General features: G+C 62.3%; 11 protein-coding genes and 1 tRNA gene. 3 read left to right on the forward strand and 9 right to left on the reverse strand.

Features of this window, described 5'->3' with window-relative positions; all coding sequences use genetic code 11:
• Positions 1-1,219 precede the first annotated feature (1,219 nt).
• Positions 1,220-1,450, reverse strand: a complete 231-nt coding sequence (locus tag PSET11_RS17095) for a hypothetical protein (RefSeq protein ID WP_345788831.1) — start codon at positions 1,448-1,450, stop codon at positions 1,220-1,222.
• 136 nt (positions 1,451-1,586) lie between these two features.
• Here PSET11_RS17095 and PSET11_RS17100 point away from each other — a divergent pair, with 136 nt between their 5' ends.
• Both PSET11_RS17100 and PSET11_RS16000 read left to right on the forward strand, forming a co-directional pair.
• A complete protein-coding gene (locus PSET11_RS17100) occupies positions 1,587-2,042 on the forward strand; it encodes a hypothetical protein (RefSeq protein WP_345788832.1) in 456 nt (151 codons plus the stop codon).
• A 61-nt stretch (positions 2,043-2,103) separates the two neighbouring features.
• Positions 2,104-2,910: a transglutaminase-like domain-containing protein gene (locus PSET11_RS16000; protein WP_124093326.1), complete on the forward strand. Its 807-nt coding sequence runs from the start codon at positions 2,104-2,106 to the stop codon at positions 2,908-2,910.
• A 165-nt stretch (positions 2,911-3,075) separates the two neighbouring features.
• On the opposite strand, the gene PSET11_RS16005 is transcribed toward PSET11_RS16000, so the two are convergent.
• From PSET11_RS16005 to bcp, 8 genes are all read right to left on the reverse strand, one after another.
• Positions 3,076-3,546: a MarR family winged helix-turn-helix transcriptional regulator gene (locus tag PSET11_RS16005; RefSeq protein WP_124093327.1), complete on the reverse strand. Its 471-nt coding sequence runs from the start codon at positions 3,544-3,546 to the stop codon at positions 3,076-3,078.
• Complete coding sequence (locus tag PSET11_RS16010) at positions 3,546-4,700, reverse strand: LLM class flavin-dependent oxidoreductase (protein WP_124093328.1); 1,155 nt, start codon at positions 4,698-4,700, stop codon at positions 3,546-3,548. The genes PSET11_RS16005 and PSET11_RS16010 overlap by 1 nt, the downstream gene beginning before the upstream one ends.
• A 175-nt stretch (positions 4,701-4,875) precedes the next feature.
• Positions 4,876-8,130 (reverse strand): efflux RND transporter permease subunit, encoded by a 3,255-nt coding sequence (locus tag PSET11_RS16015; protein ID WP_124093329.1) that lies wholly within the window; start codon positions 8,128-8,130, stop codon positions 4,876-4,878.
• An 82-nt stretch (positions 8,131-8,212) separates the two neighbouring features.
• Positions 8,213-9,715, reverse strand: a complete 1,503-nt coding sequence (locus PSET11_RS16020; protein WP_124093330.1) for a malate:quinone oxidoreductase — start codon at positions 9,713-9,715, stop codon at positions 8,213-8,215.
• A gap of 79 nt (positions 9,716-9,794) precedes the next feature.
• Complete coding sequence (locus PSET11_RS16025) at positions 9,795-11,465, reverse strand: ABC transporter substrate-binding protein (RefSeq protein WP_203416004.1); 1,671 nt, start codon at positions 11,463-11,465, stop codon at positions 9,795-9,797.
• Positions 11,466-11,683: 218 nt separating this feature from the next.
• Entirely contained in the window at positions 11,684-12,358 is a 675-nt protein-coding gene (locus PSET11_RS16030; RefSeq protein WP_124093331.1) for a fasciclin domain-containing protein, read from the reverse strand.
• Positions 12,359-12,735: 377 nt separating this feature from the next.
• Positions 12,736-12,817, reverse strand: a tRNA-Leu gene (locus PSET11_RS16035).
• A gap of 110 nt (positions 12,818-12,927) precedes the next feature.
• Positions 12,928-13,401, reverse strand: a complete 474-nt coding sequence (gene bcp, locus PSET11_RS16040) for a thioredoxin-dependent thiol peroxidase (protein WP_124093332.1) — start codon at positions 13,399-13,401, stop codon at positions 12,928-12,930.
• Between the two features lie 95 nt (positions 13,402-13,496).
• Between bcp and PSET11_RS16045 the strand changes: the two genes are divergently transcribed.
• The gene (locus PSET11_RS16045; RefSeq protein WP_124093335.1) at positions 13,497-13,955 is read left to right on the forward strand and encodes a MarR family winged helix-turn-helix transcriptional regulator; all 459 of its coding nucleotides are present in this window, start codon (positions 13,497-13,499) and stop codon (positions 13,953-13,955) included.
• Positions 13,956-14,273 lie beyond the last annotated feature (318 nt).

Consider the following 14,273-nt stretch of genomic DNA (forward strand, 5'->3'; position numbering starts at 1 on the left):
AATCAGTGTCTGGATAACGAGAATGATCACTTGACCGCGTGGGCTGACGGCGGCGGGACCGGGGTCCGTAATCTGGGACAGGTCTGCCCGAAGCATCACTGGTTGAAGCACCAATCGACCTGGACCCCCACCGGGGCGACACAAGACAGCTCACCGGGGTGGACGTCCCCGAGTGGGAGGTACTACCCAGCAGAACCACCCGAACGGGAACCCACCCACCTCCCACCAGATCCCCTCACCCAGACAGGCGATGGGGGTGGTGTGCTCAGTGCCGAATCCACTGGTGAGCTCAGTGCTGGGTTGGCACCAGAACCACAGCTGGAATCAGAGCTGCCGCCTGACCTGGCAAGGATGCTGGAACCAGAGCTGCCGCCTGAGCCCGCATGGGTGCTGGAATCAAAGTTGGCACTTGACCGGGCAGGGTTACTCGAGCTGCCGCCTGAGCCATCGTGGGCATTGGAACCAGAGTTGGAGTCAGATTTGGCAGCGGGGTTGGAATCTGAGCTGCCGCCAGCCGCAGCAGCTCAGGACCCGGAGCTTACGCTCGAGCCCGCAGGCGTACAGGAACCACAAGCGCTACCGGCATTGGTCTCCGTAGACCCGATGGTCGAAATGATTCGCGTTTCAGTTTCGGAGCAGGTTCCAGGGACAGTGTCGTGGATCGTGCCCGCCACGTCCGAGCGACGAATGGTTGTGTCCTCACTGGAAGACCTGCACCGGCCAGCTTCTTTGCCTGGCCAGCAGCTGTCGTCACCCCCGGCTCGGAAGAGTCAATCTCGAGACCTGAAACAGGCCAGAAAACGAGCCAAAAAGCTCGCCAGCAAACGCCCCAGCCCCCTCGAACTCGCCCTCACCGACTACCTCGCAGCAGAACACTGACCCAACAACAGCCAGGCGGCAGCCTATGCAAGGAACTGCATCAAGCCAGGTCGTTGCTGATCGGCTCAGTTCGGCTCTGCCCGCATGGCTCAGTTCAACTCACACGGCAGGACCGGGCTGGCCCGCACGGAACGACCCGACTGACTCGACTGACCCGACTGACCCGGACCGTAGAGCGTGGCTTGGCGCAGTTCGGCGCGGCCAGCCTGGTCTCGTTCGTAACCGCGGCCAGCAGCACAGCCCAGTCGGGTGACGGCAGTAGGGGGGATCTCAGCACCGTAATTGACGCCCACCGCGCCAATCGTTTCGGCGTGTAAACGGGCTGATCCTGAAGCGTGACTTAGGCTGACACCATGATGCGCGCGGCGGCAAAAGTGACGACGACTCTGGCGTTGGTGGTCGCTACGGCCTTGACGGTTGCGGGGTGCTCCACCCCAGCCACCAAGGGGCCGGCGTGGACGGCTGACCCAGGCGCTTCCGGCGCCACAAGCCCAACGCCCTCACAATCTGCGGGCACCAGCAATTCCCCGGACAACGCCAGCGTCAGTCCCAGCACAGACGCGACAACCACTCGCGTCGCCACTGCAGCCGTCTGGAAAAACTACACGGATTCGGCCAAGAGGGTCAGCTTTGATCTCCCTCAGGACTGGATAGCTCAGTCGGTCCCTGTCGCGGAAGGGACGCTTCCCGGTGCCATCGCTGTCGAGGTGAAGAAGCCCGACGGTACCTTCGTGGCTGCCCTGAAGACGGGACTGCCGCCGTCGTCAGCTGCCGACTGTCCGGAAGCGTCCCGCAAAACTTACACGGTGATCAGCAGCGTCCCCGTGGATCTACCCACGGCCACGGGTGACGGGGTTTTCGCACCGCGCGTCGTCTTCCGCGTCATCCAAGGCTACCGATACTTCGGCTCATACGGCATCACCAACGTGGTGGGAGGGGCCGAGAACCAGGCATGCGAACTGCGGAATACGGTGCGCGGGCCAGCATCGATTGGCGACTACTCGTTCGGAGATATTCCTGTGCTGCGTGCCTTCGCCACGGATGAGAAGGTGGCTCCGGCAAAGGCCTTCGATACGCTGTCGCAGGCGGCTACGTATGTTGACCAGGGCTCTGAATTTGCCATCGTCCAACGGATGCTAATGTCTCTGAAGGTCACAAACTAGTCCCGCCGCGAACTCGCCGGGCCTAGGGACATTTATCCTCCCGCTACCCCCGGAAAGAGACATGGATCGTACCGTTTCCGCCCACCTGGCCTTTAGGACCGCAGCAAACACCAAGGTGGCCATGGCCATCGCCGTGGCGCGCAATAGCGGCTTCAGCAGCCTCGACGAGACGCTGTTCGTCACCGCAGCCGGGCAGCCGGTGCCGTTCACGGAGCTGGCTGACCACCACGGCGGCCGGATTCAGTACATGGAATTTGAGCACCCCACTGACGTGACTGTCCACTACCGGGCCATCGTGAAGGGCAGGGCCGAGCCCGAGGAGTCCGGGCTGGCGGAGCGCATCCGCTACGTACGGCCCAGCCGATACGCAGAGTCTGACCGACTGCTTCCCACCGCCTACGCCGAGTTCGCCCAACTTCAGGACGTAGAGCTCGTTGGCGCCGTGCGGAACTGGGTGCATGGTGAGCTGCGCTACCTGAGCGGATCGTCCCGCGGGACCGATGGGGCTGTGGAGACCCTCCTGAGTCGGCGGGGTGTTTGCCGAGACTTTGCGCATGTTGCCATCGCGTTGCTACGCGCCAAAGACATTCCGGCGCGACTAGCTGCCGTGTACGCGCCCGGTCTGAGCCCCATGGATTTTCACGCCGTAGCCGAGGCATTTGTGGCCGGCGCCTGGCACGTCATTGATCCCACGGGACTGGCACCACGCGAGTCCATGCTGCGGATCACCGCCGGTCGGGATTCGTCCGACACGGCGTTCCTCTCCACCGTCGGTGGAAGCTTGGTGCTGAACCGGCTCGAAGTCTCCGCCGTTGTGTCCGGGGTGCTTCCACATGAGGACCCGGCGCAACTCGTCACGCTCGGCTGAGGTGCGCGACGGCGGCTAACACGGCTGAACCGCGCGACGGCGGCTGGCTGGGCTGGGGTGCGCGACGGCGGCTGGCTAAGTGATCCGAACAGCGACGGGTGACGCGACCCACAGCCGGGCCGCCCTAAGACCCGACGAAGCCGGGGGAAGGCGACTACCGGTCAGCTACCGCTGCGGGAGCGAACCCAGCGCGCCGCGGAGCTTCTCCGTCAATCGCAGCAGCTCTTTTTGCTCGTCAGCGGTGAGGGCAGGAGTTACGAGGGCAGCGATGTCGCGGATGTGCCCTCGACCGATCTCCTTTTGCAGCTCCCTGCCCTCTGTGGTCAGCTGCAACAACACCCCTCGACCGTCCTCCGGTGCCTGCATCCGCGCCACCAGTCCGCGCTTCTCGAGCCGCTCCACCAGCCGGCTAAGGCTCGACTGGCTCAGCAGCACGTTGTCGTTGAGCTCGTTCAGCCGCAGCCACCCGGACGGGCAACGGGAAAGGGTAAAGAGGACGTCGTATTCGTTTGAGGCAAGCTGGCGGAAGGCCGGACCCTTTTGTAGTTTCCGCATCACGGCCACCTGGGCCCGGAACAGTGACTCCCAGGTTTCCGCAGCGAGGCGGACCGGTGAGTCCGGCTTTCCGCTGGCCATTACGCGCCCACTGTTACAGAAGACTCAGCGGTTACAGAAGCCCCGGCGCCTACCGAGGCGCCTGCAGCTGCTGCTTCCTTGGCCAGGAGCGCTGCCACGCGGTTGGCGTGGGTGGGCGGTTCCGGAATGTGGGCGGGTGTTTTGGCCGCGTACTCCTTGCGCAGCACCGGCAGGACTTCCTCGCCAAACAGGTCCAGTTGCTCCAGCACGGTCTTGAGCGGCAGACCGGCGTGGTCGATCAGGAACAGTTGGCGTTGGTAGTCGCCGAAGAACTCACGGAAGCTGAGGGTCTTTTCGATGACTTCCTGCGGGCTGCCCACCGTCAGAGGGGTCTGTGAGGTGAAGTCCTCCAGAGACGGGCCATGACCGTAGACGGGTGCATTGTCGAAGTACGGACGGAATTCCTTGACTGCATCTTGGGAGTTCTTCCGCATGAAGAACTGACCGCCGAGGCCAACGATCGCCTGGTCAGATGCCCCGTGGCCGTAGTGCTCGTAGCGTTCGCGGTAGAGGCCGATCAGCTGCTGGTAGTGCTCCTTGGGCCAGAAGATGTTGTTCGCGAAGAATCCGTCACCGAAGTACGCGGCGACCTCGGCGATCTGCGGCGTGCGGATGGAGCCGTGCCACACAAAGGGGGCAACGCCGTCGAGCGGGCGCGGGGTGGAGGTGAAATTCTGCAGCGGCGTGCGGAACTTACCGGACCAATTGACGGTGTCATTGTCCCAAAGCTGCCGCAGCAAGCTGTAGTTCTCGATGGCCAGTTCCACGCCGTCCTGGATGTTCTTGCCAAACCAGGGGTACACGGGAGCGGTGTTGCCACGGCCCAAGACAAGGTCAACGCGGCCATCGGCGAGGTGCTGCAGCATGGCGAAGTCTTCGGCGATCTTGACCGGATCGTTCGTGGTGATCAGCGTGGTGGCCGTTGACAGTGTGATGCGCTCCGTCTGCGCGGCAATATTGGCCAGAAGTGTGGTGGGCGAGGAGGAGAAGAAGGGCCGGTTGTGGTGCTCGCCGATGGCATAGACATCCATCCCGATCTCTTCGACCTTCTTGGCGATGGCCACGGCCGCCTTGATGCGTTCGTTCTCCGACGGCGTGTGGCCCGTGGTGGGGTCCTGGGTAATGTCGCTGACGCTGAATACACCGATTTGCATGATTCTACGTTCCTCTCCTCGCGGGGCTGGGCTTAGCTCCACTGTACCTCAATCTAGATGCATTTGCATCTATCGACGTGTACAACGCAACCGGACCCCAGATATTCCGCAACGGAGGCGCCCGACGGCGGCCGGTCGCCACAAGCCCCCCGGGCGACTGATCCAGCGCGGCGGCTTACTCGGCCGCGCCAGGTGCCGCCCGGCGGCCGGTAACCTTAGGCACCATCCCGGTGGTCCAATCCTGGAGTCCGGCTGAAGTGGCGGAATCGGAACCATCGGGGGCCCCGGACCCTGGCTGATAGTGGGGCCGCACGTGCAGGTCCTTGAGTAGCGCCTTCTTCTCGCGGCGACCTTCCACCAGTCGATACAGCACCGGAACCAGAATCAAGGTCAGTGCCGTGGACGAAACCAGGCCACCGATGACCACCACAGCAAGCGGCTGGGAAATGAAGCCACCGCCACCGGTGAGCCCCATCGCCATCGGCGTCAGCGCAAACACGGTCGCCAACGCCGTCATGAGGATGGGCCGGAGGCGTTGCCGCGCACCGTGCGTGATGGCGTCGGCAACATTCATCCCGGGCTGGCCCTTGCTGGGCTGCCGGTATTGATTAATGAGGTCGATCAGCACGATCGCGTTGGTGACCACAATGCCCACCAACATCAGCATGCCAATCAGGGACGGCAGGCCCAGCGGCACCCCGGTGATGAGCAGCAATGCCACCGCACCGGTCGCTGCGAACGGCACCGAAACCAGCAGGATGAGTGGCTGGATCAGGGACTTGAACGTCGCCACCATGATCACGTAGACAATGGCGATCGCCGCAAGCAGGGCAAGGCCCAGCTGCCGGAACGAGTCCGCCTGCTGCGTGGTGGCCCCACCGATATCAGCGGTGACCCCTGCGGGTAGCTGCACCCCTGCCAGTCGGGCCTGGACGTCAGTGCTGACGGCGCCCAGATTGGATCCCGACGGCGTGATGGACACCCGGGCCGTGCGCTGGCCGTTGCTGGCGGTGATGGACACCGGTACCTGAACCTGTTCAACAGTGGCCACGCTGCCCAGCGTCACGGACCCACTTCCTGCGGGCAGCGGAATCTTTCGAACGTCCTCGATGCTGGTGAACTTGGTGCCCTGGCCGATCCTGACTGGGTAATCATTGGTGTCAATCCGGACATCCCCAGCAGGCAACGGGCTGATGGTGGCAGCCAAGACCCCGGCCACCTGTTCCTCATTTAGGCCGGCCGCCACCGTCTTGGCGCGGTCCACTCGAACCTGCACGACGGGCTGGCTTGCTGCCAGGTTGGTAGCCACCTCGCTGGTACCGGGGAGCCCAGTCATGGCGTTGACGACGGCGTCACTCGCCGTTTGCAGGTCGGCGGTAGTTGCTGCCTTGAGGGTGATGTCCACGGTGGAGGAGGTGCCAAAGCCGCCCTGCTGCGTGCCGACCGAGACCTTGCCGGCGTCGGGCACCTGCGTCAGCTGCGTGCGTACGGTGTCCTGCAACTGCTCTTGGTTGGCCTTCTCGTCGGTGACCACGGTGAAGGTGGAGTTGGAGGATCCGCTGGATGTCAATGCGGCAAAGCCAGCTGTCGCGTTGCCTGAGGTCACCTGAACGTCCTTGACGCCGTCGATCCCGCGGAGGACCTCCTCCAATTTGATGGCGGCGGCGCTGGTGTCTGCCAGGGACGTTCCGGCCGGAAGTTCCTGCCGGACAGTGAGGCTGTTTTGCCCGGAGTTACCCAACAGGTTGGTGGCCAGCAAGGGGGTCATCGCTCCGGTGGCGCCCAGGATCAGGGCCGCGGCCACCAAGGTAATGACAGGGTGCTTCTGTGTCTTTGTCAGGATGGGCAGGTAGCCCCGCTGAAGTTTGCTGCGTTGCTCTGACTCTTGGGCCTTGGCACGGGCTTCGAGCGCGAACGCCCGTGTCGCTGCTGGATCCATGGCATGACCCGCAGTTTGGCCAGGCGTTTTCAGGAACCAGTACGCCAACACCGGGACGATCGTCAGCGAGACGAGGAGGGACGCCAGCAGCGCCATGGTCACCGTCAACGCGAAGGGACGGAACAATTCCCCGGCGAGCTCACCCACGAATGCAATCGGCAGGAAGACAGCCACCGTGGTCAGCGTCGACGCAGTGATAGCGCCAGCAACTTCGCGGATGGCCGTCAGGATTGCTGTGACCTTGTCCTCGCCGTAGCTGAGGTGCCGTTTGATGTTTTCGATGACCACGATCGAGTCATCCACCACCCGGCCAATCGCGATGGTCAACGCACCCAGGGTCAGGATGTTCAGCGAGTATCCGGTCGCTGACAGCCCAATGAACGTGATGAGCAGGGACAACGGAATGGACACCGCGGTCACCAGGGTGGATCTGGCTGACATCAGGAACACCAGGATCACAGCGACCGCAAAGCCCAGCCCCAAGAGGCCCTCCGTGGTGAGGTCCTTGATGGACTTTTCAATGAACGGAGCCTGGTCAAATACGGGAGTAAATTTGGCGTTCGACCCCAGCTCGGTCTCCAGGTCGGCCAGGGAGTCACGGACTGCGTGGGAGATGGCCACCGTGTCACCTTCCGGTTTCTTGGTGACCGAGACAGCCAGTGTTTCCGCCCCGTTCGTCCGGGTGATGGAGGTCCGTTCGTCGTCCTTGAGGGACACATCGGACACGGTGCCGATGGTGGCGCCGTCCTTGGCTCCGGAGAGCGGAAGCGCCTTGATGGCGTCCAGGGAGTCCACTGGACTGCCAATCTGCAGCGAGAGCGTTTTGCCCTGTTCCTGCACCGTTCCCACCGGCACCAACGCGCCGTTATTGGACAGGGCGTCCCTGATGGCAGTGACGCTGATTCCCGCTGCCGCCATGGCCTCGGGGCGGGGCAGGATTTTGATGTGCGAGGTGGCGCCGCCCGTGACGTCGGCGCCGCGGACGCCGTCGATCTTCTGCAGCCGCGGAACGCTGAGCCGGAGCAGGTCTGCGTTGAGTTCGCTGAGGGACTTGTCGGACGAAACGGCCAGGAACACGATCGGGAAGTCGCTGATGCTGCCAGCAATGGCCTGCGGCTGGACATTGTCCGGCAGGGAACGCTTGGCGTTGGAGATGGCCCGGTCAATCTGGTTGCGCGCCCGGTCAAGGTTGGAGCCGTAGGTGAAAACCAGGCTGATCTGGGAGACGCCGTTGCGGGAGGTGGAGGACGTGGATTCCAGCCCCTCAACGCCGTTGAGCGCTGTTTCCAACGGCCCGCTGACCTGCTTGTCCACCACCTCGGGTGACGCACCAGGCATTGCCGTCAGCACCGTGATCTGCGGAAACTCGATCGACGGGATGAGCTCCTGCTTCAGTGTGGTCATGGTGAGAACACCGAAAACTGAGGCAAAGATGGTGATCAGGGCAATCAGGGCCCTGTTAGCCAGTGAAAGGTGCGCCAGCCGAAACATCGCGAGGTCTCCTATGAAGTTGAGCAACTCCTATAGACCTTACGGTGTTGGCGGCGCACCTCCTAGCGGATCAAACGAGCCGTCAAATCGCGGCGGGAACGCTCTCCAACTGCAACGATGCCGCCGTCGAGCGTTCCAGCTCAGCAGCCAGTTCCGGGTTTTCGTCGAGCTTGACGCCGTAGCCGGGCATCATCTCCTTGAGCTTGCCCTGCCAGCCCTTGAAGTTCTTGGGGAATGACTTCTGCAGCAGCTCGATCATGATGGGCACAGCGGTGGAAGCGCCGGGAGAGGCGCCGAGAAGGGCGCCGATGGTGCCATCCCGGCCGGCAATGACTTCGGTGCCGAACTGCAGGATGCCACCTTTCTGGGGGTCCTTCTTGATGATCTGGACGCGCTGGCCAGCAGTGATGAGCTCCCAGTCGCCGTCCTTGGCCTCTGGGTAGTACTCACGGAGCGCTTCGACCTTGTCGCCGTGACGCTTCGCCACTTCCTTGACCAAGTACGCGGTGAGGTCCATGTTGTCCTTGGCGACGGCAAGCATCGGAATGATGTTGCTAGGTCGGATGGACAAGGGGAGGTCCAGGTAGGAACCGGTCTTCAGGAAGTTGGTGGAGAAGCCAGCGTAAGGGCCAAAGAGCAACGAACGCTTGCCGTTGACGTAGCGGGTGTCCAGGTGCGGGACGGACATGGGCGGGGCTCCAACGGAGGCCTGGCCGTAGACCTTGGCGCTGTGCTGGTCCGCAATGGTCTCGTCGGTGCAGCGGAAGAACTGGCCGGAGACGGGGAATCCGCCATAGCCCTTGCTTTCCGGAATCCCGGAAGCCTGCAGGAGGTGCAGGGCGCCGCCGCCGGCGCCCACAAAGACGAACTTGGCGTGGATCTTACTGTGCTCTCCGGAACTAGGGTGTTTCAGCGAAAGGTCCCAGCCGCCGTCCGACGCCTTGGAAATTCCGCTGACCGAGTGGCCGTAATTGACCTCCACGCCGTTGTTTGCCAGGTAGGTGGTCAGCTCGCGGGTCAGCGCACCGAAGTCGACGTCGGTTCCCTCGGCCGCGCGGGTGGCGGCGACGCGCTGCTTCGGATCGCGGCCCTTGACGATCAACGGTGCCCACTTGGCGATCTGCGCGTGGTCTTCGGAGTACTCCATGCTGCGGAACAACGTGTGGCCCTTGAGCGCTTCGTACCGGGTCTTGAGGAAGTCTGCATGGTTGTCGCCGATGACAAAGCTCATGTGCGGAACGGTGTTGATGAAGCCCTTGGGCGAGCCGATCAGCTTCTGATCAACCAGGTGGGACCAGAACTGGCGGGACAATTGGAACTGTTCGTTGATGACCAGCGCCTTTGCCGGGCTCACCGAACCGTCCTTGGCTGCGGGGGAGTAGTTCAGTTCGCAGAGGGCGGCGTGGCCCGTGCCGGCGTTGTTCCACGGATCGGAGCTTTCCAGCCCCGGCTGGTCCAGGCGCTCGAAGAGCGAAACGGTCCAGGACGGTTCAAGTTGCTTGATGAATGCGCCCAACGTGGCGCTCATGATGCCTCCGCCAATCAGGACGACGTCGGCATGAGGGGTTTTCGAAATGAAGGTCACGATCAGTCTCCGATTGCAGCGGCTCTGGCTGTCCAAGAATATCCCCGGGCGGCACGCATACTGAAATTGGAGCTGCCCGTCAAGGCTTTAATTGCACTTTGGTGAAAACTTCATTCAAGACTGGCGACGCCGGATATTTCAGCACGCGATCGGTGAGAGCGAGTGCCGAGATGGGGAAGGCGATGGGAACCGCTGGAACCGTTGCAGCAATCTGGTTGTTGATGGTCCGGTATTGCTCATCACGATCGGCGCCGGCAGGCATACTCCGGGCACGATTGATTTTTGAGAAGACCTGCGGGTCCTGGTAGCCGAACTCGCCGTTCTTTTCCCCAAAGAGGGTGCCCACAAAGTTGTCGGCGTCCGAGTACGAGCCGTTCCAGCCGAGGAGATGCAAGGCATGGTCCCCCGGTGATTGCACTTTCTGAAGGTAGCCGTCAGTCCATTCGACTGGGACGGGCTTGATGTTGAAGCCAGCTGCCGTGAGCTGCCGGCTGATCTCGGCGTACACCTTTTCTGGCGTGGGAAGGTAGGGCCTGGTGACGTTGAGCGGATAGTAGAACTTCAGTTCCTCGCCCGCGTAGCCAGCGTCCTTCAGATACTGCTTGGCTTTGCTGACGTCATAGCCAAGCTCCGGCGCAGCGTTGTTGAAACCGCTAATTTTTGGCGGCACAAACTGGGTGGCTTTGGTGGTGTTGTCGATGAAGAACCTGCGGATCAGGGTTTCCTTATCAATGGCCATTTCAATCGCCTGGCGCACCTTGAGGTTCTGCAGGATGGGAATCTCCTGGTTGAGCCCCACGTACATGACGGAGAACGGATCGCGCTGGACGATCTGTTCGCCGCGCTTGACCAACTGGTCGAAGTTGCCCACAGTGACGGCGTCGTAACCGTCGATCTTGCCGTCCAGCAGGGCCTGGAGCCGTGTCTGCGGGTGGTCGTAGGAGATGAAATTGATGGTGGCGATCTGGCCTCGGTCGCCCCAGTAGCCCGGATAGCTGGACAGCGTCACGCTGGTGGCATCCCACGTTCCCAGCCGGTAGGGCCCAGTACCCACGGGGTTGAGCCCGAAAGCTGAGATGGGCTGGCCACTCTTGGTCTGGGTGAGCTCGTTTGCCGTGTTGGCGCTCAGGGCTGCGGGCGAGGCCATCGCGAAGGCTGGCAGCGTAAGGGCCTGGAGGAAGGCCGTGAAGCGTTGGGTCAGGTCAATTTGTACGGTGTCTGCCGCCACGGCAGTGCAACTCTTGAAGATTGACAGGTCGGCTTCGTCAGAATGCGCTCGAAAAACACCTTTGAAGGAACTGCCTGGAGCCCGTTGCAGGAGTGCCGGTGTGAAGGCGAACCAACGGTTGAAGTTGGCGCAGACGGCGTCGGCGTTGAAGGGTGTGCCGTCGTGGAAGGTGACGTCGGTGCGGAGCTTGAAGGTGTAGGTGCGGCCCTCGTTGGATTCCGTCCATTCGGTGGCCAGCAGGGGAGTGGGACTTCCTGTGGTCTGATCTACGCCCACCAGCCCCTCCAGGATTTGCCGCGTGATCCGCTGGGACTCAACGTCGCTGGATAGTGCCGGGTCAAGTCCGAGCGGCTGGGCGGCAGTGCCGAAATTGAAGGTGGCAGTGGGGCCTGTGGCACCGGTGGGACTCGGGGAGCCCGATGACGGCGAGGGCGACGGCGAGCCGGTGCACCCGGTTGCACCCAAGGCCAAAAGGACGGCGCCGCTGAAGATCACTGTCCGCCGTGAAGGACTGCTGGGCACTCGTGAATCACCTCTGGATTGACCGGTCCCGCTCCCTGCGGGCCGCTGCCCATTCTAATGGACTGAGCTGGCTCTTTGCTGGCAAGAGAGCTCGGCTGCCGCCTGTAGCTGGCTGCGGTCGTTTGCAGGTGGGCAGCGAAAAGCCGGGCCCACCGTGGGGGTGGACCCGGCTTGGTTCGCGCTGCGATTCTCTCGCAGTGCGGTAAGTCCTCAGGGACTTACTTGGGCATGAGCACCGAATCGATCAGGTAGACCGTGGCGTTCTTGGTCTGGACGCCACCGCAGATGACCTTGGCGCCGTCAACGGTGAGGTTGTCGCCGCTGCCGGCTACGGTCACGGTTCCACCTTCAACGGTGGTGTGGGTGCCAGCGATCTTGTCCGGGGTGATCTGGCCGGGGACAACGTGGTAGGTGAGGATCTTGCTCAGGAGAGCATCGTCCGTCTTCAAGGTTTCGATGGTGGCGGCGTCGATCTTGGCGAAAGCGTCATCCACCGGTGCGAAGACCGTGAACTGGCCACCGTTGAGGGTGTCCACCAGGTTGACCTTCGGGTTCAGCTTGCCGGAGACAGCTGCGGTGAGCGTGGTGAGGATCGGGTTGTTGGATGCTGCAACAGCAACCGGGTCCAGAGCCATGCCAGCAACCGAACCGGCGCCCGAGGGAACCTGCTCGGCGTAGCCTGCACAGCCGGGGCCAACCAGGTTAGCGGCCGGGTCCATCATGCCAGCCGAAGCGGACGGGGAGGCTGCCATGGAGGAGGACGCGGACGGTGAGGCTGCGGCCGGTGCGGACGTGGCTGCCGGGGTGGACGTGCCACCGCAAGCGGTCAGGCTGAGCAGAGCTGCAGCTGCAACGCCTGCGACGGTGAAAGTGGTGCGCTTGATAGTCAGCATTTTGGTTTCTCCTTGGATTCTTGCGGGTTCCCGTTGGTGCTGGTCGAGTAGCTCCAGCGGGTTTATTTGGCCGGTAAGCACTTGCCTCTCGGCTGGTGTCTCAATGTGTATTCGGCCGGTGCCCGGAGGTGGATGGGTGGAATCCAAAAAACTTTTCAGCGGACTGGGAATAAAGGATCAGCAGGTCAGGAGTGGATTCTGGTTCGGGCTAAATCGGCACGTGATGGTTGGGCTGGAACGCTCCCGGACTTTTGACGGCTATCCGGCCCACCTTCCCGGAGATACGGCGCTATTTTGCGTAACCCTCCCGGAGAACTGATCGTGCACCACCCCAGACAGCACGAAACCCCCGGTTCGAGAACCGGGGGTTTCCGTTGTGCGCAAGGGGGGACTTGAACCCCCACGCCCGAAGGCACAGGAACCTAAATCCTGCGTGTCTGCCAATTTCACCACTCGCGCTGGGCCGCCGTCGTAATTCCTTCTTGACCCTTGGGCTAAAACGTCCGACGGCGGATGCCACCATCCAGTGTAACCTCGCCAAAGTCCAAAATCAGACCGCTGGGGTACGGTCAGTCGGCGAGTTTCAGGTCCCGGCGCAGCTTCGCAACGTGACCGGTAGCGCGAACGTTGTACTGCGCAACCACGACCTTGCCGTCGGAATCAACCACGACGGTTGAGCGGATCAGGCCCTCGTACGTTTTGCCATAGTTCTTCTTCTCCCCCCAGGCACCGTAGGCCTCGGCGACGGAATGATCGGGGTCGGAAAGCAGCGGGAAAGTCAGGCCTTCCTTCTCGACGAAGCTGGCGAGCTTTGCCACCGGGTCCGGCGAAATCCCCAGCACGTCGTAGCCAGCTCCTTGGAGTGATGCCAGACTGTCGCGGAAATCACAGGCTTCCTTGGTGCAACCCGGAGTTGCGGCAGCCGGATAGAAATAAACGATCGTGTTACGGTCCGGGTGTCGCGGCAGCGTCACGTCAGTGCCGGTGGAGTCCTGAAGGGTGAACTCAGGCGCGGCGTCGCCTGCAGTCAATTTGTCAGCCATTGTTGATCTCCTTTTTGCGGATAGAACACATCATCTTAATAGGATGAGCAGAGTGGGGGTATTCCGTATCTAGCTATACTTACCTCATGCCTGATATGGATCACTGGCCCACAGGGCGCCTCTTGTCCACTGCTGCGCGCCTTGTTGAACACTCGTGGAATGAAAAACTGGCCGCAATCGGGTTGACCCACGCAGGAGTCATCGCCATCGAAGTGTTGGCCGCTCAAGGCCCCATGACGCAAGCGCAATTGGCACAGTACGTTCGTGTTCAGGCCCAGACGATGGGCAAGACGCTGAGCCGGCTCGAAGTGCACGGTCACATTGCCCGCGTCCGCAGCACCCTTGACCGACGCAGCCACGTCGTTTCCCTGACCCAGCGCGGCGAAGAGGCTGTCCTGGCGGCCGTGGAAATGGAACGATCTGTTTTGGCTGCGGCGTCCATTGATCCAGAGGTGCTCCGCCAGGAACTTCAAGCTGTGGTTCGCGAGCTCGCGAGCCAATACTCGGTATCGCCGGCCAATGTCAGTGAGGAATTGGTCGAGAGTACGCCGTAGTGGGTCGGTTTCCCAGTTACTGAACCCTCCCGGGGCTTTTGCGGCAAGTACCTGCGCCGCCGTTCCACAGATTCTGCGAGGCCCCGAAATGTCGTCGGTTTACGCGTCATCGACCGTGGGCCCCAAAAGTCAGCGCTCCATTCGCCCCGCCCCTGACAATCTCCGGGAGGGTGGGGTGGGAAGTCGCAAGATCTCCGGGAGCGTTGGACGGGCGGTTGCGAAATGAACTGCTCCCCAAATGTTGGACTGAGAAATTTTCAGTTCCGATGTGAGGGGAGCAGTTTTATGTGTTCGCGTAGTTCGTTGTCTGTGGTGCAG

The organism is Arthrobacter ulcerisalmonis (assembly GCF_900609065.1).
GTDB lineage: Bacteria > Actinomycetota > Actinomycetes > Actinomycetales > Micrococcaceae > Arthrobacter > Arthrobacter ulcerisalmonis.

Coding starts and splice junctions, on each gene's coding strand:
- PSET11_RS16005 (WP_124093327.1), bottom strand. CDS start 3,546: ATGGCCAGCGGAAAGCCGGACTCACCGGTCCGCCTCGCTGCGGAAACC.
- PSET11_RS16045 (WP_124093335.1), top strand. CDS start 13,497: ATGGATCACTGGCCCACAGGGCGCCTCTTGTCCACTGCTGCGCGCCTT.
- PSET11_RS16030 (WP_124093331.1), bottom strand. CDS start 12,358: ATGCTGACTATCAAGCGCACCACTTTCACCGTCGCAGGCGTTGCAGCT.
- bcp (WP_124093332.1), bottom strand. CDS start 13,401: ATGGCTGACAAATTGACTGCAGGCGACGCCGCGCCTGAGTTCACCCTT.
- PSET11_RS16015 (WP_124093329.1), bottom strand. CDS start 8,130: ATGTTTCGGCTGGCGCACCTTTCACTGGCTAACAGGGCCCTGATTGCC.
- PSET11_RS16010 (WP_124093328.1), bottom strand. CDS start 4,700: ATGCAAATCGGTGTATTCAGCGTCAGCGACATTACCCAGGACCCCACC.
- PSET11_RS16000 (WP_124093326.1), top strand. CDS start 2,104: ATGGATCGTACCGTTTCCGCCCACCTGGCCTTTAGGACCGCAGCAAAC.